The organism is Thermocrispum sp., assembly GCF_002919275.1.
In the GTDB taxonomy this organism is placed as follows: Bacteria; Actinomycetota; Actinomycetes; order Mycobacteriales; family Pseudonocardiaceae; genus Thermocrispum; species Thermocrispum agreste.
On sequence record NZ_PKFA01000050.1, the window covers coordinates 1 to 25486 of the forward strand.

The window sequence follows — 25486 nt, forward strand, 5'->3', positions numbered from 1 at the left end:
TTCCGCGGCGGTGGTGGCGGTGGCTTCCGCTCCGGCCCCTCGGCGCCTCCCGGCGGTGGTTTCCGCGGTCGGGGGCGTGGCGGCGCGGCAGGCGCGTTCGGCAGGCCCGGCGGCCCGAGCCGCAAGGGGCGCAAGTCGAAGCGCCAGAAGCGCCAGGAGTACATGGAGAACATGCAGGCGCCGACCGTCGGCGGCGTGCGCCTGCCGAAGGGCAACGGCGAGACCATCCGGCTGCCCAGGGGCGCTTCGCTGACCGACTTCGCCGAGAAGATCGACGCGAACCCGGCCTCGCTGGTGCAGGTGCTGTTCCACCTCGGCGAGATGGTGACCGCGACCCAGTCGGTCTCCGACGACATCCTCGAGCTGCTCGGCTCGGAGATGAACTACAAGGTCCAGGTCGTCTCGCCGGAGGAAGAGGACCGCGAGCTGCTGGAGTCGTTCGACATCACCTACGGCGAGGACATCGGCGACGAGGAGGACCTCGAGTACCGGCCGCCGGTGGTGACCGTGATGGGCCACGTCGACCACGGGAAGACGCGCCTGCTGGACACCATCCGCAAGACGTCGGTGCGGGAGCACGAGGCCGGTGGCATCACCCAGCACATCGGCGCCTACCAGGTGTCCACCGAGCTGGATGGCGAGCAGCGGCTGATCACGTTCATCGACACCCCGGGTCACGAGGCGTTCACCGCCATGCGTGCCCGTGGTGCCAGCGCGACCGACATCGCGGTGATCGTGGTGGCGGCCGACGACGGCGTGATGCCGCAGACGGTCGAGGCGATCAACCACGCCCAGGCGGCCAAGGCGCCGATCGTGGTGGCGGTCAACAAGATCGACAAGCCGGACGCCAACCCGGCCAAGGTGCGCCAGCAGCTGACCGAGTACGGACTGGTGGCCGAGGAGTACGGCGGCGACACGATGTTCGTCGACATCTCGGCCAAGCAGGGCACCAACATCGACCAGCTGCTGGAGGCGATCCTGCTGACCGCGGACGCCACGCTGGACCTGCGGGCCAACCCGAACATGCCCGCGCAGGGTGTGGCCATCGAGGCGCACCTGGACCGCGGCCGTGGCCCGGTGGCCACCGTGCTGGTGCAGCGCGGCACGCTGCGGGTCGGCGACTCGATCGTGGCGGGCGAGGCCTACGGGCGTGTCCGGCGCATGGTCGACGAGCACAACGAGGACGTCACCGAGGCGCTGCCGTCGCGGCCGGTGCAGGTCATCGGCTTCACGTCGGTGCCGGGCGCGGGTGACACGTTCCTGGTGGTGGACGAGGACCGCACGGCTCGCCAGATCGCCGAGCGGCGCCAGGCCAGGGCGAGGGCGGCGCAGAACGCGCAGAAGCGCAAGCGCATCAGCCTGGAGGACCTGGACTCGGCGCTGAAGGAGACCAAGCAGCTGAACCTGATCATCAAGGGCGACAACGCCGGTACCGTCGAGGCACTGGAAGACGCCCTGATGAAGCTCGACGTCGGCGACGAGGTGGAGCTGCGGGTCATCCACCGCGGCGTCGGTGCGATCACCGAGGGCGACATCAACCTGGCGATCGCCGACAACGTCATCGTGCTCGGCTTCAACGTCCGTGCCGAGGGGAAGGCGACCGAGATCGCCACCCGGGAAGGCGTGGACGTGCGCTACTACACGGTGATCTACCAGGCGATCGAGGAGATCGAGAACGCGCTCAAGGGCATGCTCAAGCCCGAGTTCGAGGAAGTCGAACTGGGCCGGGCCGAGGTCCGCGAGGTGTTCAAGTCGTCCAAGGTCGGCACCATCGCCGGTTGCCTGGTCACCTCGGGCCTGATCCGTCGCAACGCCAAGGCGCGGCTGCTGCGGGACAACGTGGTGGTCGCCGACGACCTGCAGATCGCCTCGCTGCGCCGGTTCAAGGACGACGCCACCGAGGTCCGCGAGGGCTTCGAGTGCGGTCTCACCTTGGGCAAGTTCAGCGACATCAAGGTGGGCGACGTCGTGGAGACCTACGAGCAGCGGGAAAAGCCCCGTGAGTAGGTGAGGTGTACGTCGGTGTCCTGGAGCTGGACATCGTCCTGGGCGATGTCCGCTCCTTGAAGGAGAAGCGGTCCGTCGTCCGGCCGGTGATCGCCGAGCTGCGCAAGCGGTTCGACGTGGCGGTCGCCGAGGCCGGCCACCTGGACCTGTATCGCCGCACGTTGATCGGCGTCGCCGCGCTGTCGGTGGACGCCGGTCACGTCGGCGAGGTCCTCGACGCCTGCGAACGGCAGGTCGCGGGGCGCCCGGAGCTGGAGCTGGTGTCGGCCCGCCGACGTTGGCTCGGTCCCGGGGACTAGGCACAGCGAGTCAAGGAGGGGTGCGCGGTGGTGGATCACGCCCGGGCGCGCAGGCTGGCCAAGCGGATCGGGCAGATCGTGGCCTCGGCCATCGAGCACGAGATCAAGGATCCGCGGCTGAAGAACGTCACGATCACCGACACCCGGTTGACCGGCGACCTGCGCGACGCGACGGTGTACTACACGGTGCTGGGTGAGACCGTGGACGCCGAGCCGGACATGGCCGCGGCCGCGGCCGCGCTGGAGTCCGCCCGCGGGTTGCTGCGCAGCAAGGTCGGTGCGGGGACCGGGGTGCGGTTCACGCCGACGCTGACGTTCGTCCCCGACCATGTGCCGGAGTCCGCGCGGCACATCGACGAGCTGCTGGCCAAGGCGCGCGCAGCGGACGCCGAGCTGGCGCGGCGGGCCACCAACGCCAAGCCTGCGGGCGACCCGGATCCGTATCGCAAGCCGATCGACGCCGACGAGACGGACGAGGCCGACGCACGGTAGGCCGGGCTGCCTGGCCCGGCAGCCTGCCCCGTTGGAGCCGCGGCACCGCCCGCTGGGGGCCTTCGGGCTGTCCGGCTCGCTGTCACGACGCCAGGTGGTCCGTGCCCCGCTGTGGATTGCGGTGGTGCGTCGTGATCCCGGTCGTGGCCCACGAAGGTGGTCCGTGCCTGCCGCGGACCTCGGTGTCTCGTACTCGAGGCCCGCAAGGGCGCTGACGTTCGTGCGGCCAGCGGGACCCGCGGCGCCAGGTCGGCTGCGCCGGCCCTTGCCTGTCGTCTCGCCTTCCGGGCCGGCCCCGCTCCAGCCGAGTGCCGGGGCATGCCACGAACCGGCACAGCCCGCAGACGTCCCGCTACGGAGCCGCTCGCGGCTAGGGTTTCGTCGCCACCACCAGGTCACGCACGATCGCGTTGTCCACTCGGTGGGCGAACTGCTCGTAGTGCGCGCCCTCACGCGGCTTCAGCCCGGCCCGGGTCAGCAGGTCCAGCAGCTCACCGCGGGGCAGCGTCAGGTCGTTGAAGGAGATCCCGATCGCCCCGCCCGGCTTGAGCGCCGTGACCCAGACGGGCACGGCAGCCGACAGCAGGTCCCGCGGGCTGCGCTGCAGCTCGCCGGCCTGCCTGCTGCCGTGCTGCACGCCGTACGGCGCGTCGGTGACGATCGCGTCGAACGCGTTGCGCCCGAAGATCTTGGCGGTGTGCAGCGTGTCGGTCGCGCGGAACGACAGCGTCCGGGTCCTGCCCGCCTTGAACTCCTCCTTGGTGGGCGCGTAGGTGATGTCCAGCCGCCGCCCCAACCGGTGCCGCTGCCACCGCAGCGGGCCGGACTCCGCGGTGTGCTTGAACTTCTTGGTGCGCAGCCACGTCTTGATGAACCGCTCGTACGCCTCGAAGTCACGGTCGGCCAGCTCCACCCCTGCCGCGTCGAAGCCGTACATCATCGCCTGGTTGAGCGTGGTGCCCCGGCCGCACAGCGGGTCCAGGACGCGCAACGGGCGGCGCAGCATGGCCAGCGGCTCGGCCATGGCCAGGCACGTCACGTTGAGCAGCAGCCGGGTGAACTGCTCGTTGGTCTTGCCCGCGTACTTCTGGATGGTCAGCAGGTCGGAGTCGAACCGGTCGAGCGGCCGGATCGGCACCGGGCGCAGCAGGTCCTCGTCCACCCGCTGGAACAGCGCGTACAGCGACGAGGCGTTGGACAGCAAGGCCAGCCGGTCGCCGGTCAGCTCGGGCGCGGTGAACCGCACGTAGTGCAGCCCGGCGAGCTCCACTTCGTCGGTGTCCGCGATCCCGCCCACGGCTTCGCCGAAGACCGCGAGCTCGGCGCGCATCAACCGTGGCGCGTCGTCGGCGTAGACGCGGTTCGCCGATGGCAGCTGCAAGATCAAGTACTCGGACACGGTCGACTCAGCAGACGGGTCGGTGGACATGGGTTGCCGGCGATGATCAGACGATGCGGGTGAGTCCGACGGCACTGTTCGATGGTAGTGCCCGCGCTGATCGTCGGGGCGACCACGTAGCTTGCTCGTGTGAACCTCAGTCACTCCAGCAACAGTGAAGGGGAGCCACCGGAGGCGGAATCGGCCGCACACGACCGGAGCGTCGCCGCGGCCGCGCGGGTGCTGGCGGAGCAAGTGCCGTCGGGCGAGGTGACCCTGCTCGGCCACATCGACCCGGATGCCGATGCGTTGGGCACGGCGCTGGCGCTCGGCCATGCGCTGCATGATGTTGGGGTGTCGGTGCGGGTCAGCTTCGCGGAGCCGGACGACGTGCCGGAGACGTTGCGCGGGCTGGATGCCGCCGGGTTGCTGGTCCGGCCGGACGATCTGCCGCCGACCGATCGTGTGCTGGTCGCGGTCGACACCCCGAGCATCGCCAGGCTCGGCTGGCTGGGCGCCCGGGTGGAGCGCACCGCCTCCTCGGGAGGAGCCGTCGTGGTGATCGACCACCACGCTTCCAACATGTTCTACGGCACGCACAACGTGGTGGACCCCGGTGCCGAGGCGAGCGCGGTCGTCGCGCTGCGCGTGCTCGACGCCATGAATCTTCCGCTGACCGAGCCGGTGGCGCGCGGCTTGTACGCGGGCTTGCTGACCGACACGTCGTCGTTCCGGCGGGCGACGCCGCAGACCCACCGCATCGCGGCGCGGCTGGTCGCGGCCGGGGCCGACCCGGACGAACAGGGCCGTGTCCTGCTGGACGACCGCCCGTTCGCATGGCTGCCGATGCTGTCCCGGGTACTGGCTGGCGCCCGGCTGGAGGCCGCGGCGGCACGCGGCCTCGGCGTCGTGCATGCGGTCGTAGACCTGGATGTGGCACGCGATGTGCGTGTGGAGGAGGTGGAAAGCGTCATCGACGTTCTCCGGTCGACGTCGGAGGCCGAGGTCGCGTTCGTCCTCAAGGAGCGGCGGCCGCATGCCGGTGTGCGGCAGTGGTCGGTGTCGCTGCGAGCGAAGCGTGCGGTGAACGTCGCGGCCGTGGCGCGCACGCTCGGCGGGGGAGGCCATCACCTGGCCGCGGGCTGCCGGCTGGAGGGTGAGCCGGAGCAATGCATCGAGACGCTGCTGGCCGCGCTGTCCGACGCTCCGCTGTTGGAGAGCCGGTGAGCGCGCGCGAAGTCTTCCGGCTCGCCGTCCCCGCCTTTGGCGTCCTGACCGCCGAGCCGCTTTACGTGCTGGTCGACACCGCGGTGGTGGGGCACCTGGGCGCGCTCCCGCTGGCCGGACTGGCGGTCGGCGGAGTGGTGCTGGCCCAGGTGTCCGCACAGCTGACGTTCCTGTCGTACGGGACGACGGCCCGGACCGCGCGGCTGCACGGTGCCGGCCGCCGGGCCGACGCGGTGGCCGAAGGCGTCCAGGCGACGTGGCTGGCGCTTGCCGTCGGCGCCGTGGTTCTCGTCCTGGGCCAGCTGCTCGCCGAACCCATCGCGCACGCGCTGGCCGGTGACGACGACATCGCCCGCAACGCGGTGTCCTGGCTGCGCATCGCGCTGTTCGGCGCTCCGCTGATCTTGGTGACCATGGCGGGCAACGGCTGGATGCGCGGCGTGCAGGACGCCAAACGCCCCCTGTACTACGTGCTCGCGGGCAACGGGATCTCCGCCGTGCTCTGCCCGGTGCTGGTGTACGGCGTGGGCTGGGGCCTGGAGGGCTCGGCGGTGGCGAACGTGATCGCCCAGATCATCAGTGCCGGGTTGTTCCTGCGCGCGCTGATCAGGGAACGCGTGCCGCTTCGGCCGCAGCCGAAGGTCATGCGAGCGCAGCTGGTGCTCGGCCGTGACCTGGTGCTGCGCAGCTTGTCGTTCCAGGCGTGCTTCCTGTCGGCCGCGGCGGTCGCGGCGCGAACGTCCGCCGAAGCAGTGGGTGCGCACCAGATCGTCCTGCAGCTGTGGACGTTCCTGGGGCTGGTGCTCGACTCGCTGGCCATCGCCGCCCAGTCGCTCGTCGGGGCCGCGCTCGGTGCGCACGCCGCCGACCGGGCGCGCCGGCTGTCCAGGCAGATCACCGGCTACGGCCTGGTGTTCGGGTGCGTCCTGCTGGTGGTGTTCGCGTCCGTGCACGGCGTCCTGCCGAAGGTGTTCACATCCGACGCCGGGGTGCTGGCCGAGGTGCCGGGGGCATGGTGGTTCTTCGTGCTGCTGCAACCGGTCGCCGGGGTGGTGTTCGCGCTGGACGGGGTACTGCTCGGCGCCGGTGACGCGAAGTTCCTGCGGAACGCCACGCTGGGCAGCGCGCTGCTCGGGTTCCTGCCACTGATCTGGCTGTCGCTGCGCTTCGGCTGGGGGCTGGCAGGCATCTGGACCGGGCTGGCGGCGTTCATGCTGCTGCGGCTGATCGCGGTGACGGCGCGCTGGCGGTCCGGGCGTTGGGCGGTCGTCGGCGCCGAGCGCTGAACGGGCCCGGCGCCGCGACCGGGCCGCTCACGCCTTCTGCAGCGGCAGCCGCAAGGCGCCCGGGGCTTCCTCCGGCACCACCGGGTTCTTCGGGGCCACCGGCTCGATCTTCCGGTACCCGGCACCCAGGGGCGGCCGAGGATCCTGCTCGCCCTTGTTCGGCCAGAACGCCATCGCCCGCTCGGCCTGCGCGGTGATGGTCAGCGACGGATTGACCCCGAGATTGGCGGAGATCGCCGACCCGTCCACCACGTGCAAGCCGGGATGGCCGAAGACGCGCTGGTAGGGGTCGACCACGCCTTCCTCCGGGGTGGCGCCGATCGGGCAGCCGCCGATGTAGTGCGCCGTCGCCGGGATGTTGACCACGTCGGTGAACAACCCCTGCGGATCACCGTCCACCTTCTCCGCGAAGCGCCGGGCGATGTCGTGGGCCAGCGGGATCCACGTCGGGTTCGGCTCGCCAGTGCCCTGCCGGGTGCGCAGCCGCCCGCGCTTGAGGTAGGCCTGCAGCGAGTTGTCCAGCGACTGCATGAACAGCAGGATCACCGACCGCTCGGACGCCCGCCGGGCGTTCAGGCTGCGCAGGAACGCGCCCGGTTTGCGGACGATCGCGAGCAGGAACCGCAGGAACCGGAACGCCCCGCCGTCGACCATCGGCACGGTCATCGGGAACAGCGCATTCTGCCCCTTGCCGTAGTGGCACACCTCCAGGTGCGTGTTCGGTTCCGGGTGGATCGACGAGGTGATCGCGATGCCCTCGGCGAAGTCGTGCCGCTTACGGGACGCCACGTTGATGATCGCCTCGGAGTTGCTGCGCGTCAGGTGCCCCAGCCGCGGGGAGAGGTTGGGCAGCATGCCGTTGCTCTTCATCTGCAGCAGCAGCTGCTGGGTGCCGAGCGCGGCGGCGGCGAACACCACCTGCTCGGCGGTGAACACCCGCTTGCCCTTGCGCAGCTTGCCGTTGGATCTTCTGGTGTGCACCTCGTATCCCCCGCCGGGCAGCGGCCGGATCGCGGTCGCGGTGGTGAGCGGATGGACCACCGCCCCATTGGCCTCGGCGAGGTAGAGGTAGTTCCGGGTGAGGGTGTTCTTGGCGTTGTGCGGGCAGCCGGTCAGGCACCGCGCGCAGTGGATGCACCCGGCGCGGCGCGGGCCTGCCCCGCCGAAATAGGGGTCGTCGACCTCCACGCCGGGCTTGTCCTCGTTGAAGAACACACCGACGTCGGTGGGGTGGAACGTGTCGCCCACGCCGATGTCCTCGGCCACTTCGCGCACGACCTCGTCGGCGGGGGTCAGCTTCGGGTTGGTGGTCACCCCCAGCATGCGCTTGGCCTGGTCGTAGTACGGCTTGAGCTCGGCGCGCCAGTCGGTGATGTGCGCCCACTGCTTGTCCCGGAAGAACGGTTCCAGCGGCTCGTAGAGTGTGTTGCCGTAGATCAGCGAGCCGCCGCCGACGCCCGCGCCGCTGAACACCAGGCACTTGCCCAGAATGCTGATGCGCTGCGGGCCGAACAGGCCCAGCTTCGGCGCCCAGATCGACTTGCGCAGGTTCCAGTTCGACTTCGGCAGGTCCTCCGGTTCCCAGCGCTTGCCCGCCTCGAGCACGCCGACCCGGTAGCCCTTCTCGGTCAGCCGCAACGCCGCCACGCTGCCGCCGAAGCCTGAGCCGATGACCAGCACGTCGTAGTCGAACGTCATACCGTCACCCCTTCTGTGGATCGAGTGGGCAGCAACGTGCGGTAGTCCTCGGGATGCCAGCGGCGAGCGGTCAGCCGGTAGGCGCTCACCGTGCCCGGCCAGTTGTTGGTGACACGCCCGGAGGCGTTGCGGTACCAGCTGGAACACAGCGTCCACACCGAGCGGTCCAGCCTGCGCTGCAGCGCGCGGTTGTACTCGTCGCAGACGTCCTCGCGCACGTCGAAGGCGACGCCCGGCTGCCTGGCCACCTCCCGGATCGCCTGGGCGATGTAGCGGGCCTGGGTCTCCAGCATGTAGATGATCGAGCCGCAGCCGAGGTTGGTGTTCGGGCCGTACATCAGGAACATGTTCGGAAAGCCGGGCACGGTCATGCCCTTGTACGCGAAGGCGCCGTCGCGCCAGACCTCGGCGAGATCACGGCCTGCCACGCCCCGCACGGACATCGGGCCGAGGAACTCCGACGCGCGGAACCCGGTGCCGTAGATGATCACGTCCGCTTCGTGCAGCCGGCCGTCGGACGTGCGCACGCCGTTCGGCTCCACCCGCTCGATCCGGGTGGTGACCAGGTCGACGTTCGGCTTGCTGAACGTGGGCAGGTAGTCGTTGGAGAACAGGCCGCGTTTGCAGCCCACCGCGTAGTCCGGGGTGAGCTTGGCCCGCAGATGCGGATCCGGGACCTCCTTGCGCAGCTTGCGCAGCGAAATCTGGCTGATCAGCGGGCGCATCCACGGTGCGTCCACCAGGCCGAGGGAGATCACCTCGCACAGCAGCCAGAATCCGAACCGTTCGGCCAGCCGGATCGGCGGCACCCGCTTGAACAGCTTGTGGTGCCACCGCCGGTACTGCACCTCCGGCCGGGGCAGGATCCACGGCGCCGAACGCTGGAACACCGTCAGGTGCGCGACCTTCGGCTGGATGGCGGGCACGAACTGGACCGCGCTCGCACCCGTGCCCACCACGGCCACGCGCTTGCCGGTCAGGTCGGCGTCGTGGTTCCACTGCGCGGAGTGGAACCAGGTACCGGCGAAGTCGGTCAGGCCGGGGATGTCCGGCAGTTTCGGCCGGGACAGCTGGCCGGTGGCGGGCACGAAAACGTTCGCCACGACCGTCCGGTCGCCGGCCTCGATTCGCCAGGTGCCACTGGACTCGTCGAACGAGGCGCTGGTGACCTCGCAGCCGAAGCGGATTTTCGGCCACAGCCGGTACTTGTCCACCAGGCGCCGCATGTACTGCTGGATTTCCGCCTGCGGGGAGAACCGGGACGACCATTCCGGGTTCGGCTCGTACGACAGCGAGTAGTAGGGGGAGGGGATGTCGCAGGCCGCCCCCGGGTAGGTGTTCTCGCGCCACACGCCACCGACGTCGTCGCCCTTCTCCAGCAGCAGGAAGTCGGTGAATCCGTGCCGCTGCAGTTCCAGCGCCATCGCCAATCCGCCGAACCCGGTGCCCACGATGGCCACCGTGGTGCGTTCGTGGTGGCCCGGGCCGGTACGCGGATCGGGTGTTGTGCTCGTCACCCCGGGTGTGGTCATGGCAGCACGGTATGTCGCCGCCCGGCGAACCGATCCATAATTCCGGCCATGGTCACTCAGCCGGATGCCGGCCTGACGCCCGGTGTCGCGACCAGGCCTGCCGTGACCGCGTGGACCTTCCCGCGCGGGGCGGCGAGCGTCGCGCTGATGGCGCGGTTCGCCGCCGAGCACGGCGTGCCGATGGAGGACGTGCTGCACGGCAGCGGCATCACCCCTGCCGCGGCGACCGACCCGGGCACCCAGATCGACGCCCACCAGGAGCTGGCCGTGGTGCGCAACCTGGTGCGCCGGCTCGGCCACCGGCAGGCGCTGGGCATCGAGGTGGGCAGGCGGTACCGGCTGAGCACGTTCGGCATCTTCGGATTCGCCTGCCTGAGCAGCCAGACCCTGCGCGACGTGATCAGCTTCGCGCTGCGCTACTGGGACTTGAGCTTCGCCTTCGCCATCCCGGTCGTGGAGATCACCGACGGGCGGCTGCGCCTGGAGCTGCGTGACGACGACGTGCCGGAGGACGTCCGGCGCTTCGCCGTGGAACGGGACATCGCGGCCATCTTCACGGTGCTGCGCGAACTGCTGACCGAACCGGTCGGCCTGCTCAGTCAGCGCTTCCGGTTCCCGGCGCCACCGGAGGGGGAGCTGGCGGCGTATCGCGACGTGCTCGGGGTGCGGCCGGAGTTCGGCGCCAGGGACAACGTCGGCTACCTGGACGGCGCGCTGCTGGACCGTCCGCTGCCGAAGGCAGACCCACGGACCGTCGCCGAGTGCGAGGCGGTGTGCCGCGAGCTGGTCGCGCGCAAGCGTGCCCGCACCGGGTTGTCCCAGCAGGTGCGGGCCCGTCTGCTGCGGCTCGGCGCGCTCGAGGCGGGAATCGACGCGGGCATGGAAGCGGTGGCCCGCGACCTGCACATCAGCGTGCGTACCCTGCGCCGGCGCCTCGCCGAGGACGGCACCAGCTATCGTGAGCTACGCGACGAGGTCCGTGAGGCATTGGCCGAGGAGCTGCTGGCCACCGGGGCGCTGTCGGTCTCCGACGTGGCGATCCGGCTGGGATACGCCGAAGCGACCAGCTTCATCGCCGCGTTCCGCCGCTGGAAGGGCATGACTCCGGCGGCCTACGCTCGGAGGTTGCGTGCTTCGGGGTAACGGAGGAGGCTTTTCGGCCGGATCGGCCGCTCGCGGGCATTGACCAGGCGGGTGCGATCGCATAGCTTTTCGGTCTCGAAAGGGTAACGCTGGGGGATCGTGGCAAACACTGGTGAGAGGTCATGAACTGGCTCGTGCCGCTGGTCATGGTGATGGCGCTGGCGCCCATCGCCGCATGCGTGTGGTGGTGGCAGCGCAGTAGGCAGGAAGAACGGCGCAAGGCGGCGGCGCGCGCCAAGATGACCAGCTACCTGCAGGCCTGCGAGGCCAGCAGGGCCGACCTGAGGCCGGTCGAGGCCGGCAAGGCCGGCCGGAAGACGGTCAAGGTCGGCAAGGCCGACCGGAAGGTTGCCGAGGCAGGCAAGCCCGGCCGGAAGCAGGTTGCCGCCCGCAAGCCCGCTACGTCCGGGGCTACCCGCAAGCCCGCCATGTCCGGGAAGGTTTCCGCTCCTGCCGCTGTCGGCACCGGCGAGAGGGCCAGCGGGCCGTCGCGTCGGCGCGAGCCCTCCCCGGCCGCGCGCCGGCCGCAGCGCCGGGAACTGCCCGCCCGGCCCGTCCGCGAACCGGCCCGCCACGAGTTTCCCGCCCGTCACGACCGCCCGCCGGTGCGCGAGCCCGTGCGGCCTGCCCGGCAGATGGCGGCGCGCTCGCTGCGCCCGGTGGGCAGCGAGCTGGCCACGGTGGAGCTGCCGCGGGAGCAGCTCGACGAGGCGATCACCCGGCGCGTGGACGACGTCACCCGGCGCATCAAGCCCCGGCGCGACGAGGATCCGTCGCTGACGATGATCACGCACGGCGCGCAGGCGCGGTTCCGTGCCGTGAGCTCGATGACGGGGCTGCGGTAGGCGGCTGCCGCGCCACGGGCAGGCGCCCGTGGCTAGAGTCGGCGTCATGGACCCCGGCCTGGTGATCGTCGACAAACCCGCCGGCATGACGTCGCACGACGTCGTGGCCAGGATGCGGCGCATTTTCGGCACCCGGAAAGTCGGGCACGCCGGGACGCTGGACCCGATGGCGACCGGCGTGCTGGTCGTCGGCATCGAGCGGGCGACCAAGCTGCTCGGCCATCTGTCGCTGGACCGCAAGACCTACCGCGCGACCATCGCGCTCGGGGCGGCCACGACCACCGAGGACGCCGAGGGGGAGATCGTCTCGGCCGCGGATCCCGCCGCGGTGCGCAAGATCACCGACGAGCAGATCGGCGCAGGCATCGCCGCCCTGACCGGCGAGATCATGCAGGTCCCGTCGGCGGTCAGCGCGGTCAAGGTGGACGGCAAGCGCGCCTACGCCCGGGTACGTGCGGGCGAACAGGTCGAGCTGCCTGCCCGCCCGGTCACCGTGCACCGGTTCGACCTGCTCCGTACCCGCCGCCCCGGCTCGCGCACCGGACTGGAGCTCGATGTCGAGGTCGACTGCTCAGCGGGCACCTACGTGCGTGCGCTGGCCCGCGACCTCGGTGCCGCGCTCGGCGTGGGCGGTCATCTGACCGCGCTGCGGCGCACCAAGGCCGGGCCGTTCGGGCTGGCGGCCGCGCGCACCCTGGAAGAGCTCGAGGAGCACCCGACGCTGTCGTTGTCGCTGGACGCGGCGGTTCGCGCGGCGTTCCCGATCCGGCAGGCCGGCGCCGCAGCGGCCAAGGCCGTCCGCTACGGCCAGCGGATCCCGGCCGCCGGAGTCGAGGGCACCTACGGCATCGTCGACCAGCAGGGGCGTGCGCTGGCGCTGGCCGTGGATCGGGGCAGGCACGCCAAGTACCTGGTGGTGCTGGCTCCGGCATAGGCAGGCGGGGAGCGCCGGACCGCTCGTGCGGTCGTCGGCTAACCTGCACTCGTGCTGCGTTGGCGAGGACTGGACGATCTGCCAGGCAACTGGGGCCGCTGCGTGGTCACCATCGGCGTGTTCGACGGCGTGCACCGCGGCCACCAGGAACTGATCCGGCGCACGGTCGACGTGGCGCACAAGCGCGGGTTGCCGTCGGTGGTGCTGACGTTCGACCCGCATCCGTCCGAGGTCCTGCGGCCGGGCAGCCATCCGGCCCAGCTGACCACCCTGCGCCGCAAGGCGGAGTTGATGGAGCAGCTGGGCGTGGACGTGTTCTGCGTCCTGCCGTTCACGCTCGAGCTGTCCCGCATGCCCGCCGCCGACTTCGTGCACGAGGTGCTGGTGGACCGGCTGCACGTCGCCGTCGTGCTGGTGGGGGAGAACTTCCGGTTCGGCGCCAAGGCGGCAGGTGACGTGGATCTGCTCCGTCAGCTCGGCAAACGCTTCGGTTACGTGGTGCAGAGCGCCGAGCTGCAGGGGGCATCGCTGGGCGAGTCCGACGGCAAGGACGTCACCGGGGAGATCACGTTCTCGTCGACCTACGTGCGTTCCTGCATCGACGCCGGCGACGTCGAAGCCGCGGCGGTGGCGCTGGGCCGCCCGCACCGGATCGACGGCATCGTCGTACGTGGCGACGGCCGCGGCCGGGAGCTGGGGTATCCGACCGCGAACCTGTCGACGCCGCGGTACGCCGCGGTGCCCGCGGACGGCGTGTACTCGTGCTGGTTCACCACCACGTCGCGGCCGGACAGGGTGCTGCCCGCGGCCGTGTCCGTGGGAAGCAACCCGACGTTCTCCGGGAGGGAACGCCGGGTCGAGGCCTACGTGCTGGACGTCGACGAGGACTTCTACGGACAACACGTGTCGCTCGACTTCGTCGCCCGGCTGCGGGACATGGAACGCTTCGACACGATCGACGCGTTGCGGGCGCAGATGGCTGCCGACGTCGAGCGGACTCGCGATGTGCTCCGTCGCGCCTGACGGCATGGGGGGTGACCTGGCCGCACACGCCGCACGGCCGCCGCGGATGCGGCAAGATGCAACACGGTGGCCGCGATCCGGTGCCTGCAGCCGCGAACGAGGGGAGCGGACAGGGGTAATGGACGAACAGAAGATCATCCAGCGCAACGTCGAGTGGCAGCGCAAGTGGTACGGCGAGCCGCTGGGGGACCGGTTGCGCAGGCTGGTCGTCGCCTTCGACGTGTCACAGGCGTATCTGGCCGAGGTGCTGGGGATCAGCGCACCGATGCTGAGCCAGGTGATGAGCGGCCGCCGGGCCAAGATCGGCAATCCGGCGGTGCTGGCCAGAATGATCATGCTGGAGCGGAAGGTGCTCACCCCGGGTGTCGCCTCCGGGGATCGGAAGGCGATCGAGGAAGCGATGCGCGACGTGCGCGACTCCAACCCGACGGTGGGCAGGGACAACCTGCCGGTCTACGCCGGTGAGGTGGACGACACGTCGCTGCTGGCCGCGATCCGGGACGTGGCCGAGGACGAGAACCTGGTCAAGGCCGCCGAGCTGCTGGAGAAGGACTTCCCGGCCATCGCCGATCTGCTGCGCCGCGCCGGACAGTACGACGGTGGCCAGGCGGCGTGAGGCTGTTCGCCGCCGTGGTGCCGCCGCCGCGGGTGGCGGAGCATCTTGCCGCGGCGCTCGACCGCTACCGGTCGGGCGACACGTCCCTGCGATGGACGCGTGTCGAGTCGTGGCATCTCACCCTGGCGTTCTACGGGTCCTGCACCGAGGCGCAAGCCGAGGAACGCGGCGCGTGGCTGCGTGAGCGGCTGCGGGGGCACGGCCCGGTGCGGCTGCGGCTCGCCGGTGCCGGCCGGTTCCGCGGAGTGCTGTGGGCAGGTGTCGACGGCGATGCGGACGCCTTGCACGCCATCGCCCGGGCAGCCGGAGCCGAGGACGAACGCGTGGTGAAGGAGGCGCGGCGCTGGCATCCGCACTTGACGCTGGCGCGTTGGCGCGCATCCCGGCCGCCGCGTGTGGTGAGCCGGGTGGTGGACGGATTGGCGGACTATCGCGGCCCGGAATGGGTGGCCGAGGAGGTCGTCCTGCTGAACAGCGAACTGCACCCGGCCGGGGCCCGGTACACCGCACAGGCGCGCTGTCCGCTGACCAGTTCCCGCCCGCCGATCGACTGATCGACGCCGCTCGGCTGTTCTCGGCGGCGACGCGTCACGGCGGCGATCGGCAGAATGGATGCTGTGACGTGGATCGAACTGGAAGGCGCGGTGAACGCGCGAGACGTCGGCGGCTTGCCCACCACGGACGGCCGGAAGGTGGCGTATCGCCGGCTCTTGCGCTCGGACAACCTGCAGGACCTGACCGAGAACGACATCAAGGTGCTGGTCGGTACGCACGGTCTGCGGACGGTGGTGGACCTGCGCACCGACTTCGAGCGCGCCTCGGAAGGGCCGGGTCCGCTGCGTGCCGACGGCCGCGTACGCCACGCGGACCTGTCCGTGCTGCCGGAAGCGGGCGACAACACCGACGTCGCCGCCGAGGCGCTGGCCGCGCGACGCCGGGAACGCAATCGCGCGCGCTACCCCGCGAACTTCATGACCGGGCTCTACCTGGGCTACCTGGAGGACCGGGCGGAGAACGTGGTGCAGGCGGTGCGGGAGATCGCCTACACCGACGGGGCCGCCCTGGTGCACTGCGCCGCGGGCAAGGACCGCACGGGCACGGTCGTGGCGCTGACCCTGTCCGCGGTGGGCGTGGAGCCCGAGGCGGTGGTGCAGGACTACGCCCGGACCGCCGAGCGCATCGAGCTGGTGCTGGACCGGCTGCGTACCACCCCGACGTACGCGCACGACATCGACCGGCTGCCGGTGGATGCGCACACGCCGCGCGGCGAGACCATGGAAGCGTTCCTCGACCATCTCGACCGGCACTACGGCGGCGCCGCCGGCTGGCTCGCCCGGCACGGCTTCGGCGACGGCGAGCTGGAGCGGCTGTACCGGAGGCTGGTCGACGGGGCGTGATCGGAGAGCGGCGGGTGAGCCGTGACGGAAACCGCCCGAGCGGCCGGTGACCGGAAACACGAGGACAATTCGGGGCTACCCAGCGTGGTCGGCAGCGGTGCCTGATACGCTGATGGCTGGTTCGGCTGCGGTCCGTGGTGGCTGAACCGGCGGGCACTGCGCCCGCTGACAGCAGATTCAGGCACGGTACGTCATCAGAGGAGAAGACGCGTGGCGCTGACCACCGAGGAGAAGAAGACCATCCTGGCCGAGTACGGCCTGCACGAGAAGGACACCGGCTCCCCGGAGGCACAGGTGGCGCTGCTGACCAAGCGCATCACCGACCTCACGGAGCACCTGAAGGAGCACAAGCACGACCACCACTCACGGCGCGGCCTGCTGCTGCTGGTCGGCCGCCGCCGTCGGCTGCTTGACTACCTCAAGAGAGTTGACATCGAGCGCTACCGGACGTTGATCCAACGTCTCGGCCTGCGCCGATGAGACACTGAAGGGGAGCGCCGGAGGAGCCCGGAGCTCCCCTTCAGCACACAACAAGGGAGAAGCGCACAGCGTTCGAGGACTCGTCGGTCGCCGGTCCTCGGTAGTGGTTGCCGGGAGACGCCCGGGAACTTCGATCGAAGACCGGCCTTGTCGGAAGGGGTCACTCGAGCGCGCGGACCGCCGTGGGAGGTGGACGGCGCGGACCCCGGCGGCGGCATTCCCACCCGGGCTCCGCCGTGAACATCGACAAGGAGACAAACCCCATGAGCGAATCCGTCGTACACGAGACGGAAGCCGTCATCGACAACGGCTCTTTCGGAACCCGCCGCGTGCGGTTCGAGACCGGCCGGCTGGCCAAGCAGGCGGGCGGTTCCGTCGTCGCCTACCTGGACGACGAGACCATGGTGCTGTCGGCGACGACGGCATCCAAGCAACCCAAGGAACACTTCGACTTCTTCCCGCTCACCGTCGACGTCGAGGAGCGGATGTACTCGGTCGGCCGCATCCCCGGCGCGTTCTTCCGCCGCGAGGGCAGGCCGTCCACCGACGCGATCCTGACCTGCCGGCTGATCGACCGGCCGCTGCGCCCGTCGTTCGCCGACGGGCTGCGCAACGAGATCCAGATCATCGTCACGGTGACCAGCCTGCACCCGGACGACCCGTACGACGTGCTGGCCATCAACGCCGCGTCGGCGTCCACCCAGATCGCAGGCCTGCCGTTCTCCGGCCCGATCGGCGGCGTCCGGGTCGCGCTGATCGACAACCAGTGGGTGGCCTTCCCGACCTGGAGCCAGCTGGAGCGGGCGACGTTCAACATGGTCGTCGCCGGCCGCATCGTCGGTGACGGGCCGGAGGACGTCGCGATCATGATGGTCGAGGCCGAGGCCACCGACAACACGCTGGACCTGATCGCCGAAGGCGCCACCGCGCCGACCGAGCAGGTGGTGGCGCAGGGCCTGGACGCGGCCAAGCCGTTCATCCGGGTGCTGTGCGAGGCGCAGCAGGCGCTCGCCGCCGTGGCCGCCAAGCCGACCAGCGAGTTCCCGCTGTACCCGGCCTACCAGGACGACGTCTACCAGGCGGTGGAGGAGCTGGCCGCCGAGGATCTGGCCAGGGCGCTGACCATCGCGGGCAAGCAGGAGCGCGACAACACCATCGACGAGATCAAGGCCGCGGTGCTGGAGAAGATCGGCGTCGGTGAGGGCGAGCGCTTCGAGGGCCGCGACAAGGAGGTCGGCGCGGCGTTCCGCGCGGTGACCAAGAAGCTGGTCCGGGAGCGCATCCTGCGGGACAAGGTGCGCATCGACGGCCGCGGCCCGACCGACATCCGGTCGCTGTCGGCCGAGGTCGGCGTGGTGCCGCGGGCGCACGGCTCGGCGCTGTTCGAGCGCGGCGAGACCCAGATCCTGGGCATCACCACGCTGAACATGCTCAGCCTGGAGCAGCAGATCGACTCGCTGTCCCCGGAGACCACCAAGCGGTACCTGCACCACTACAACTTCCCGCCGTTCTCCACCGGAGAGACCGGCCGGGTCGGTGCGCCGAAGCGGCGCGAGATCGGGCACGGCATGCTGGCCGAGCGCGCGCTGGTGCCGGTGTTGCCGAAGCGGGACGAGTTCCCGTACGCCATCCGGCAGGTGTCGGAGGCGCTGGGCTCCAACGGCTCGACCTCGATGGGGTCGGTGTGCGCGTCCACCATGGGCCTGCTCAACGCGGGCGTCCCGCTGAAGGCCCCGGTCGCCGGTATCGCCATGGGCCTGGTCTCCGGCGAGGTGGACGGCAGGACCGAGTACGTCGCGCTGACCGACATCCTGGGTGCCGAGGACGCGTTCGGCGACATGGACTTCAAGGTCGCGGGCACCAGGGACTTCATCACCGCGCTGCAGCTGGACACCAAGCTGGACGGCCTGCCGTCGGACGTGCTGGCCGCGGCGCTGAAGCAGGCCAGGGACGCGCGGTTGACCATCCTGGACGTGATGGCCGAGGCGATCGACGGCCCGGACGAGATGTCCCCGTACGCGCCGCGCATCACCACGATGAAGATCCCGGTGGACAAGATCGGCGAGGTCATCGGCCCGAAGGGCAAGATGATCAACTCGATCACCGAGGAGACCGGCGCGGAGATCACCATCGAGGACGACGGCACCATCTACGTCGGCGCCAACGACGGTGCCGCCGCCCAGGCGGCGATCGACAAGATCAACGCGATCGCCAACCCGCAGCTGCCCAAGGTGGGCGAGCGGTACCTGGGCACGGTGGTCAAGACGGCCGCGTTCGGTGCGTTCGTGTCGCTGCTGCCGGGCAAGGACGGCCTGCTGCACATCTCCAAGCTGGGCAACGGCAAGCGCATCGACAAGGTCGAGGACGTGCTGAACGTCGGCGACAAGATCCGCGTGGAGATCGCCGACATCGACCAGCGCGGCAAGATCAGCCTGGAGATCGTCCGGGACGACAAGGACGACGCCAAGGACGCCGGTGCGGGCAACGCCAAGAAGGACGCGCCGGCGGGCAGGAGCAGGAGCAGAAGCCGCAGCCGGTGATCGTGAGACCGACGTCGGAGCGGCCGCGCCGGTTGGCGCGGCCGCTCTGGCGCGTTCGGACAAGCCGTGATGAGCTGAGGACGTGATGACGGATTTCGCGTGCACCGTGTTGCCCAACGGGCTGCGAGTGGTCACCGAGACCATGCCGGGGGTGCGGTCGGCTTCGGTGGGAATCTGGGTGGCGGTCGGCACGCGGGACGAGCAGCCGGAGGAAGCCGGCGCCGCGCACTTCCTCGAGCATCTGCTGTTCAAGGGCACCACGCGCCGGACGGCGCGGCAGATCGCCGAAGAGATCGACGCGGTCGGCGGGGAGCTGAACGCGTTCACCACCCGGGAGAGCACCTGCTTCTACGCGCACGTGCTCGACACGGACGTGCCGCTGGCGGTCGACCTGGTCGCCGACGTGGTGTTCGACGGCCGGTGCTCGGAGGCCGACACCGAGATCGAGCGCACCGTCGTCCTGGACGAGATCGCGATGCGGGACGACGACCCGGACGACTGGCTGCACGAGCTGTTCTCCGTGGCGTTGATGGGCGATCATCCGCTGGCCCGCCCCATCCTCGGCACGGAGAAGTCGATCACCGGCATGACGGCGGGATTGCTGCGGGAGTTCCACCGGACCCGCTACCTGCCGCAGCGCATGGTGTTCGCCGTCGCGGGCAATGTGCGGCACGAGGACGTGCTGCGGCTGGTCGAGGAGGCGACGGCCCGTTATCCCCGGGTCAGCGACGGCCGGGCGGAACCCGAGCCGCCGCGCGGCGGGCGCGCCGAGTTCACCTCGGCCGACGAGGTGCTGCTGCGGTCCGACACCGTCGAGCAGGCCAAGGTGATGCTCGGCATGCCGGTGATGAGCAGGCACGACGAGGACAGGTTCGCGCTGTCGGTGCTGAACGCGGCACTGGGCGGGGGCACCAGCTCGCGGCTGTTCCAGGAGGTGCGGGAGCGGCGCGGGCTGGCCTACCAGGTGTGCTCGTCGCCGGTCTTCTACTCCGACACCGGCAACCTGGCGATCGAAGCGGGCTGCCAGCCGGAGCGGCTGGGTGAGCTCGTGCGCGTGCTGCGGGACGTCATCGGGGAGGTCGCCGCCGACGGGCTGACCCCGGAAGAGGTGGTGCGGGCCCAAGGGCAGTTGCGCGGCGAGCTGGTGCTGAGCCTGGAGGACACCGGTTCGCGGATGAGCCGGATCGGCAAGAACGAGCTGCACTACGGCAGGGCGTTCACCATCGACGAGACGTTGGCCCGCATCGCCGCGGTCACCCCGGAGGAGGTGGCCGCGGTGGCCGGTCGCTACCTGCGACGGGTGCGCGCGGCCGCCGTGGTCGGCCCGTATGCTCACCTGGACGATCTTCCCGGTGAGCTGCTGGAGGTGCTGTGAGCTCGGCGACGGACGACGTGACGAAGGTCGGCGTTCTCGGTGCGGCCGGCCGCATGGGAGCGACGGTGTGCGAGGCCGTCGAGGGCGCGGCCGACATGGAGCTGGTCGCGCGCGTCGACGTCGACGATCCGTTGACCACGCTGACCGACGCGGGCGCCCAGGTGGCCGTGGACTTCACGCACCCGGACGCGGTGCTGGACAACCTTCGGTTCTGCATCGAGGCCGGGATCAGCGTCGTCGTCGGCACCAGTGGGTTCGACGAGGCCAAGCTGGCGGCGGTGCGCGAGATGCTGGCCGGGCGCGAAGAGGTGGGGGTGCTGATCGCGCCGAACTTCGCGCTGGGTGCGGTGCTGCTGATGCGGTTCGCCGAAATGGCCGCGCGGTACTACGACACGGTCGAGATCGTCGAGCTGCACCACAACCGCAAGGCGGACGCGCCGTCCGGGACCGCGGCGCACACCGCGCGGCTGGTGGCGGCCGCGCGTGCCGGCGCGGGCCTCGGTGACGTGCCCGATGCGACCACGTCGGAGCTGGACGGGGCGCGCGGCGCGAAGGTGGACGGCATCACGGTGCACTCCGTGCGGCTGGCCGGGCTGGTGGCCCACCAGGAGGTCCTGTTCGGCGGCGACGGCGAGACGTTGACGATCCGGCACGACTCGTTGAACCGGTCGTCGTTCATGCCGGGTGTGCTGCTGGGTGTGCGCAAGGTGCGGCAGCATCCCGGGCTGACCGTGGGGCTCGACAAGTACATGCAGCTGTGACGACGGTGCAATCCTCCGCGCGGAAGACGCTTGTGCTCGCGGCCGTCCTGACCGCGGGTGTCGCGCTGCATCTGGTGCTGCTGGCCGGACGGGCCGTGGCGTTGCTGCGCAGCGGCGAGCCGGTGGGCGTGGCGCTCGGGGCCGGCGTGCTGATCCTGCCGGTGCTCGGCGCATGGATGGTGGTCAGCACGTGGCTGTCCGGCATCCGAGTCGCCCGGTTGACGCAGCGGCTGGCCGCCGAGGGCGGCTTGCCCGACGTCTCGGACCTTCCTCGGCGGCCGAGCGGGCGGGTCGAACCCGATGCGGCCGACGCCTACTTCGCCGAGCGCAAAGCGGAGGTGGAAGCCTCGCCGCGGGACTGGCGGGCGTGGTACCGGGTGGCGCATGCCTACGACCTGGCCGGCGACCGGCGCCGTGCCCGGGAGGCCATGAAACGCGCTGTGGCCCTGGAAGCGGAGGAGCGGGCCGGAAGGTAGGTGGGCCGGAAGGCACCTGGTCGCAGTGCCGGATGTGGTGGGTCCCCACAAGGTCGCCACGAATGTGGCTCTCGTCGCCATCGCGCTACGACAGGCGACAGGGCACGGTGACGTGCATGCCGCACCTCATGTCTCGTCGTATTTGGGTACTGTCGGCCGCGGTCGTCCTTGGCATCGCGCTGTCGCCAGTGGAAGCCGTCGCGCATTCCGCTGAGCCGGTCGTGTCCGGGCACTGCGCCCGGATCGGGCAACTCCGCGTTCCCGGCGCGGCACACCAGAAGGTGTCCTGCCTGGCGGGTCTCACCACCGTCTCGACGGAGAAGTCCGGGCACACCAACCCCGAGGACTACGTGGGCCTGACGGCCGCGGACATGCCGCGCCCGGCCGGTGTTCCCGGCATCCAGATCGACGGCTACTTCCCGGACGATTCGCGGTCGAACACCAACCACGGCTGGAACCACGACGCCCAGTTCGTGCTGCGCCTGCCGGACAGGTGGAACGGCGGACTGGTCGTCTCCGGCACCCCGGGCAATCGCAGGCAGTACGCCAACGACCGGGCGATCGCCGACCAGGTGCTGGCCATGGGATACGCGTTCGCGGCCACCGACAAGGGCAACACCGGCGTGGCCTTTTATCACGGGCAGCGCTACCCGGGCGAAGCCATCGCCGAGTGGCACCAACGATTGACCGAGCTCACCGTCGCGGCCAAGCACGTGGTCCGGCAGCGTTACGGCAGGCCGCCGTCCACCACGCTCGCCGCGGGCATCTCCAACGGTGGCTACCTGGTCCGCTGGCAGCTGGAGAACCGGCCGTCACTGTACGACGGCGGTGTGGACTGGGAAGGCACGCTGTGGACCACGAACGGCCCGAACCTGTTCACCTTCCTGCCGGTCGCGTTGCGGAACTACCCCGCCTACGCCGAGGGTGGCGAAGAGGCGGAGGCCGCGCGGCAGAGGATGCTCGACGCCGGATTCGCCCCCGGCTCGGAGTTCCTGTGGGACTACCACTACCGGGTCTACTGGGACCTGACCCAGCGTATCTACCGTGAAGCCCTCGACCCGTCGTACGACGGTCCGCTGGACGCCGGTGTGCCGTTCTGCCGCAGCGGCACGCCCGCGTGCGACGCCGACTACGACTACGCCAGCCGGCCGCAGGCGCAACGGGCCGTGCGCCGGATTGCCTTGACCGGGCGCATCGGCAAACCGCTGATCACCCTGCACGGCACCCTGGACACGCTGTTGCCGATCGGCGTGGACTCGGACGTGTACGCGGACATGGTGCGCAAGGCCGGCCGGGGTGCGCTGCACACCTACTGGCGTGTCGAGGGCGGCAACCACACCGACGGGTTGGTCGACGAGTATCCCGGCAGGCTCACCGCCATCGGGCCGTACTTCGTCGAGGCCGTCCGATCGCTCACCGGGCGGCAGGGGACCGTGGTCAGTGCCCGAACCACCCGATGAACGCCGCGGGCGCGGATGCCAGCAGCGCGAAACGGACGAACCGGCCGGCAAGGCCCATGCCGATGAACAGCGACATGCGCATCTTGGCCAACCCGCTCAGCACCACCAGCGCCATGTACGGCGGCATGCCCATGACCGAGCTGACGCCGTAGGTGCCGATCATCCACCGGCGGTGCTTGTGGCATCGGTCGCGGACCGCGTCCAGGGCGTCGTGCAGGCGCTTGGTCCGTAGCCGCCACCGTTCCCGCCGCGCGGACGGCGGCCGTTCCTTCTGGTCGCGATGCAGGAATGCGGGCAGGTGGATGGACCCGCGCGCGGCCAGGAAGTACGGCACCTTGCCGAGTACCTGGCCGACGGCCACCACCGCGGCCAGCGCGGCCCAATGCAGGCCGGGCTGGCTGGAGGCGACCGTCACCACGAACACTTCGATGCTCACCAGTGGCAGCAATGCCGAGCTGACGGCGATGCCGAAGCTCAGCAGCAGCCAGGTCACCGGCGAGCACCCCCCTCGGACAGAAAAAGTGAAGATCACGCACACGGTACCTGGTGCGATCCGGCCGTTGGTGCGAGTTGGGCAAGGCCGGGCCCAGGCCCCTGATGGTCGCACCGGAGCCCGCCCGGCGTTACTCGACCAGCTGCAGGTCCAGCCCGCCGGTGACGCACAGTTGCCGGACATGCCGTCGCCCGGTGTCCAGCGTGCGCACCAGGCGGGTGGCTTCCCAGCCCACCGTCCGGTAGAAGTTCAGTGTCGCGGAGTCGGACTCGTTGACCCAGGCGACCGCGCGGTGGGCACCGCGGGAACGCAACGCCCGCGCCGCAGCGGCCAGCAGCCGTCCACCGTGCCCGCGCCGCCCCCAGCGCGGCTCGACCAGCAGCGTGGCGATCAGCCCGGTGTGCGCGGCGTCCGGGGGCACGGTGCCGTCCGGGCCTTCGATCTCCTCCCGAGGCGCGGGGCCGGACACGCAGAAGCCGACGGTGTAGTCGCCCTCGGTGGCCACGAACACGTCGGTGTCCGGGTAGGCGATGGCCTCCGTCCACCGCTGCTGGGCCTCCTGCCCGGTCAGCGCGGCCAGCGACGCTTCGTCGAGCAGTTCGCCGAACGCGGTTTGCCACGTGATGTGCTGGATCCGGGCGATTTCCGCGGCGTCGGCTGCGCGAGCCAGGCGAACGTCAGCTACGGCCATGCTTGCGAACCTACCTGGCGGACCGGTCGCTGTCGGCCGGGCATGGCAGCATGCGCGCATGCGGTCGATCTCCGACGCCGTCGCACGGCGGATGGCTCTCGCTGCCCAGGGTTTCACCGACCCTCGTCCGGCCGGGCAGGCAGGCAGGCGGCACCTGCTCCGCACACTGCGGCGTACCAAGCTGTTGCAGCTGGATTCGGTCAATGTGGCGGTGCGGGCGCACTACATGCCGCTGTTCTCCCGGCTCGGGCCGTACCCGGCCGAGCTGGTGGACACCGCCGCTTGGTCGCACAGCGCGCGGAAGCCGCGTTTGCTGGCCGAGTACTGGGCGCACGAGGCGTGCCTGCTGCCGCTGGCCGATTGGCCGTTGCTGCGCTGGCGGATGCGCCACTACGAATCGCTGCGCGGCCGGTACTGGAAAGTGGCGCATGCCCAGCCGGGGCTGATCTCCGACGTGCTCGCCGTGGTCAAGGAACAGGGGCCGATCAGCGCAGGCGGGGTGGAGAAGGCGCTCGGTCTGCAGAGTGCGGCCAAGGGCGGCTGGTGGAACCGGTCGGCCGCCAAGGTCGCCTGCGAATACCTGTTCGCGGTCGGCGAGCTGACCACCGGCACCCGCAGGGGATTCGAGCGGCACTACGACCTGCCGGAGCGGGTGCTGCCGCCGGAGGTGCTGAACGCGCCGGAGATCCCGCACACCGACGCGATCCGTGAGTTGATCGCCCGTGCCGCCGAGGCGCTGGGCGTGGCCACCGAGACCGATCTACGGGACTACTACCGAATCAAGCCCGCGCCTGCCCGGCGGGCGATCGAGGAGCTGGTGGAGGACGGGCGGCTCGAGCCCGTCCGGGTGCGCGGCTGGCGGCAGACCGCGTACCTGCATCCGGAGGCGCGAGCGCCCAGAAAGGTCACCGGCCGGGCGCTGCTGTGCCCGTTCGACCCGCTGATCTGGGAGCGTTCCCGGACCCACCGGCTGTTCGGCTTCCACTACCGCATCGAGATCTACGTGCCTGCGCCCAAGCGCGTCTACGGCTACTACGTGTTCCCGTTCCTGCTCGACGGCGAACTGGTCGCCAGGGTGGACCTGAAGGCGGACCGGGCCGCGGGCGTGCTGCGGGCCCAGGGTGTCTTCGCCGAGCCGGGAGTGCCGCAGGCCAGGGTCGCCCACGAGCTGGCCGGGGAGCTGTGGTCCATGGCCGGATGGCTCGGCCTGGCAGGCGTCGTGGTCGGCGAGCGCGGCGACCTGGCGGCTGCCCTGCGCGCGGCCGTGGCCGCGAGCGTGGAATAGCCGGGGCCGCCGGGCCGCGCCGGCGGGGGGGGCCCCCCACGCCGCGGC

At 70.7% G+C, this 25486-nt stretch carries 24 protein-coding genes; 19 read left to right on the plus strand and 5 right to left on the minus strand.

What is annotated here, in order from left to right; all coding sequences use genetic code 11:
- From infB to rbfA, 3 genes are all read left to right on the plus strand, one after another.
- Positions 1–2007: translation initiation factor IF-2 (infB, locus tag CXP56_RS11575; RefSeq protein ID WP_286901079.1), on the plus strand; the 2007-nt coding region annotated here is incomplete at its 5' end.
- 5 nt (positions 2008–2012) lie between these two features.
- Complete coding sequence (locus tag CXP56_RS11580) at positions 2013–2306, plus strand: DUF503 domain-containing protein (protein WP_028846475.1); 294 nt, start codon at positions 2013–2015, stop codon at positions 2304–2306.
- A gap of 27 nt (positions 2307–2333) precedes the next feature.
- Entirely contained in the window at positions 2334–2798 is a 465-nt protein-coding gene (gene rbfA / locus CXP56_RS11585) for a 30S ribosome-binding factor RbfA (RefSeq protein ID WP_286901082.1), read from the plus strand.
- Positions 2799–3168: 370 nt separating this feature from the next.
- On the opposite strand, the gene CXP56_RS11590 is transcribed toward rbfA, so the two are convergent.
- Entirely contained in the window at positions 3169–4197 is a 1029-nt protein-coding gene (locus CXP56_RS11590; RefSeq protein WP_286901084.1) for a TRM11 family SAM-dependent methyltransferase, read from the minus strand.
- Positions 4198–4416: 219 nt separating this feature from the next.
- Here CXP56_RS11590 and CXP56_RS11595 point away from each other — a divergent pair, with 219 nt between their 5' ends.
- Together CXP56_RS11595 and CXP56_RS11600 are read left to right on the plus strand one after the other, a co-directional pair.
- Positions 4417–5403: a DHH family phosphoesterase gene (locus CXP56_RS11595; protein ID WP_286901105.1), complete on the plus strand. Its 987-nt coding sequence runs from the start codon at positions 4417–4419 to the stop codon at positions 5401–5403.
- Positions 5346–6689: an MATE family efflux transporter gene (locus CXP56_RS11600; RefSeq protein WP_286901086.1), complete on the plus strand. Its 1344-nt coding sequence runs from the start codon at positions 5346–5348 to the stop codon at positions 6687–6689. Before CXP56_RS11595 ends, CXP56_RS11600 begins: the two co-directional genes overlap by 58 nt.
- Positions 6690–6716: 27 nt before the next feature.
- Here the strand turns inward: CXP56_RS11600 and CXP56_RS11605 are convergent, their stop codons facing one another.
- Positions 6717–8387 carry a GMC oxidoreductase gene (locus CXP56_RS11605; RefSeq protein ID WP_286901088.1) on the minus strand — a complete coding sequence of 557 codons (1671 nt, stop codon included), beginning with the start codon at positions 8385–8387 and terminating at the stop codon, positions 6717–6719.
- Positions 8384–9919, minus strand: a complete 1536-nt coding sequence (locus tag CXP56_RS11610; protein ID WP_286901090.1) for a flavin-containing monooxygenase — start codon at positions 9917–9919, stop codon at positions 8384–8386. Before CXP56_RS11610 ends, CXP56_RS11605 begins: the two co-directional genes overlap by 4 nt.
- 48 nt (positions 9920–9967) lie before the next feature.
- On the opposite strand from CXP56_RS11610, the gene CXP56_RS11615 reads away from it, so the two are divergent.
- From CXP56_RS11615 to CXP56_RS11675, 13 genes are all read left to right on the plus strand, one after another.
- Positions 9968–11062, plus strand: coding sequence for an AraC family transcriptional regulator (locus CXP56_RS11615; RefSeq protein ID WP_051309623.1), 1095 nt, complete (start codon positions 9968–9970; stop codon positions 11060–11062).
- A gap of 122 nt (positions 11063–11184) precedes the next feature.
- A complete protein-coding gene (locus CXP56_RS11620; protein WP_286901091.1) occupies positions 11185–11907 on the plus strand; it encodes a hypothetical protein in 723 nt (240 codons plus the stop codon).
- A gap of 46 nt (positions 11908–11953) precedes the next feature.
- Positions 11954–12841, plus strand: a complete 888-nt coding sequence (truB, locus tag CXP56_RS11625; protein ID WP_051309626.1) for a tRNA pseudouridine(55) synthase TruB — start codon at positions 11954–11956, stop codon at positions 12839–12841.
- Between the two features lie 51 nt (positions 12842–12892).
- Complete coding sequence (locus CXP56_RS11630) at positions 12893–13864, plus strand: bifunctional riboflavin kinase/FAD synthetase (protein WP_084608875.1); 972 nt, start codon at positions 12893–12895, stop codon at positions 13862–13864.
- Between the two features lie 118 nt (positions 13865–13982).
- Complete coding sequence (locus tag CXP56_RS11635) at positions 13983–14480, plus strand: helix-turn-helix domain-containing protein (RefSeq protein WP_028846486.1); 498 nt, start codon at positions 13983–13985, stop codon at positions 14478–14480.
- Positions 14477–15034, plus strand: coding sequence for an RNA 2',3'-cyclic phosphodiesterase (gene thpR / locus CXP56_RS11640; protein ID WP_286901094.1), 558 nt, complete (start codon positions 14477–14479; stop codon positions 15032–15034). The genes CXP56_RS11635 and thpR overlap by 4 nt, the downstream gene beginning before the upstream one ends.
- A gap of 54 nt (positions 15035–15088) precedes the next feature.
- Positions 15089–15877, plus strand: coding sequence for a tyrosine-protein phosphatase (locus CXP56_RS11645; RefSeq protein WP_353744552.1), 789 nt, complete (start codon positions 15089–15091; stop codon positions 15875–15877).
- Positions 15878–16087: 210 nt separating this feature from the next.
- Positions 16088–16357 (plus strand): 30S ribosomal protein S15, encoded by a 270-nt coding sequence (rpsO, locus tag CXP56_RS11650; RefSeq protein WP_028846488.1) that lies wholly within the window; start codon positions 16088–16090, stop codon positions 16355–16357.
- A 263-nt stretch (positions 16358–16620) separates the two neighbouring features.
- Positions 16621–18897: a polyribonucleotide nucleotidyltransferase gene (locus CXP56_RS11655; RefSeq protein WP_028846489.1), complete on the plus strand. Its 2277-nt coding sequence runs from the start codon at positions 16621–16623 to the stop codon at positions 18895–18897.
- A gap of 85 nt (positions 18898–18982) precedes the next feature.
- A complete protein-coding gene (locus CXP56_RS11660) occupies positions 18983–20272 on the plus strand; it encodes a M16 family metallopeptidase (RefSeq protein ID WP_051309629.1) in 1290 nt (429 codons plus the stop codon).
- Positions 20269–21033 carry a 4-hydroxy-tetrahydrodipicolinate reductase gene (dapB, locus tag CXP56_RS11665; protein WP_038044359.1) on the plus strand — a complete coding sequence of 255 codons (765 nt, stop codon included), beginning with the start codon at positions 20269–20271 and terminating at the stop codon, positions 21031–21033. Before CXP56_RS11660 ends, dapB begins: the two co-directional genes overlap by 4 nt.
- Positions 21030–21509 (plus strand): hypothetical protein, encoded by a 480-nt coding sequence (locus CXP56_RS11670; RefSeq protein WP_425426103.1) that lies wholly within the window; start codon positions 21030–21032, stop codon positions 21507–21509. The genes dapB and CXP56_RS11670 overlap by 4 nt, the downstream gene beginning before the upstream one ends.
- A 116-nt stretch (positions 21510–21625) precedes the next feature.
- The gene (locus tag CXP56_RS11675; RefSeq protein WP_286901100.1) at positions 21626–22969 is read left to right on the plus strand and encodes a tannase/feruloyl esterase family alpha/beta hydrolase; all 1344 of its coding nucleotides are present in this window, start codon (positions 21626–21628) and stop codon (positions 22967–22969) included.
- On the opposite strand, the gene CXP56_RS11680 is transcribed toward CXP56_RS11675, so the two are convergent.
- Together CXP56_RS11680 and CXP56_RS11685 are read right to left on the minus strand one after the other, a co-directional pair.
- The gene (locus CXP56_RS11680; RefSeq protein ID WP_028846492.1) at positions 22947–23462 is read right to left on the minus strand and encodes a hypothetical protein; all 516 of its coding nucleotides are present in this window, start codon (positions 23460–23462) and stop codon (positions 22947–22949) included. The two genes, CXP56_RS11675 and CXP56_RS11680, sit on opposite strands and share 23 nt — an antisense overlap.
- A 130-nt stretch (positions 23463–23592) precedes the next feature.
- Positions 23593–24153, minus strand: a complete 561-nt coding sequence (locus CXP56_RS11685) for a GNAT family N-acetyltransferase (protein ID WP_286901102.1) — start codon at positions 24151–24153, stop codon at positions 23593–23595.
- Positions 24154–24211: 58 nt separating this feature from the next.
- On the opposite strand from CXP56_RS11685, the gene CXP56_RS11690 reads away from it, so the two are divergent.
- A complete protein-coding gene (locus CXP56_RS11690; RefSeq protein WP_286901103.1) occupies positions 24212–25438 on the plus strand; it encodes a winged helix-turn-helix domain-containing protein in 1227 nt (408 codons plus the stop codon).
- The last annotated feature ends 48 nt before the right edge of the window (positions 25439–25486 follow it).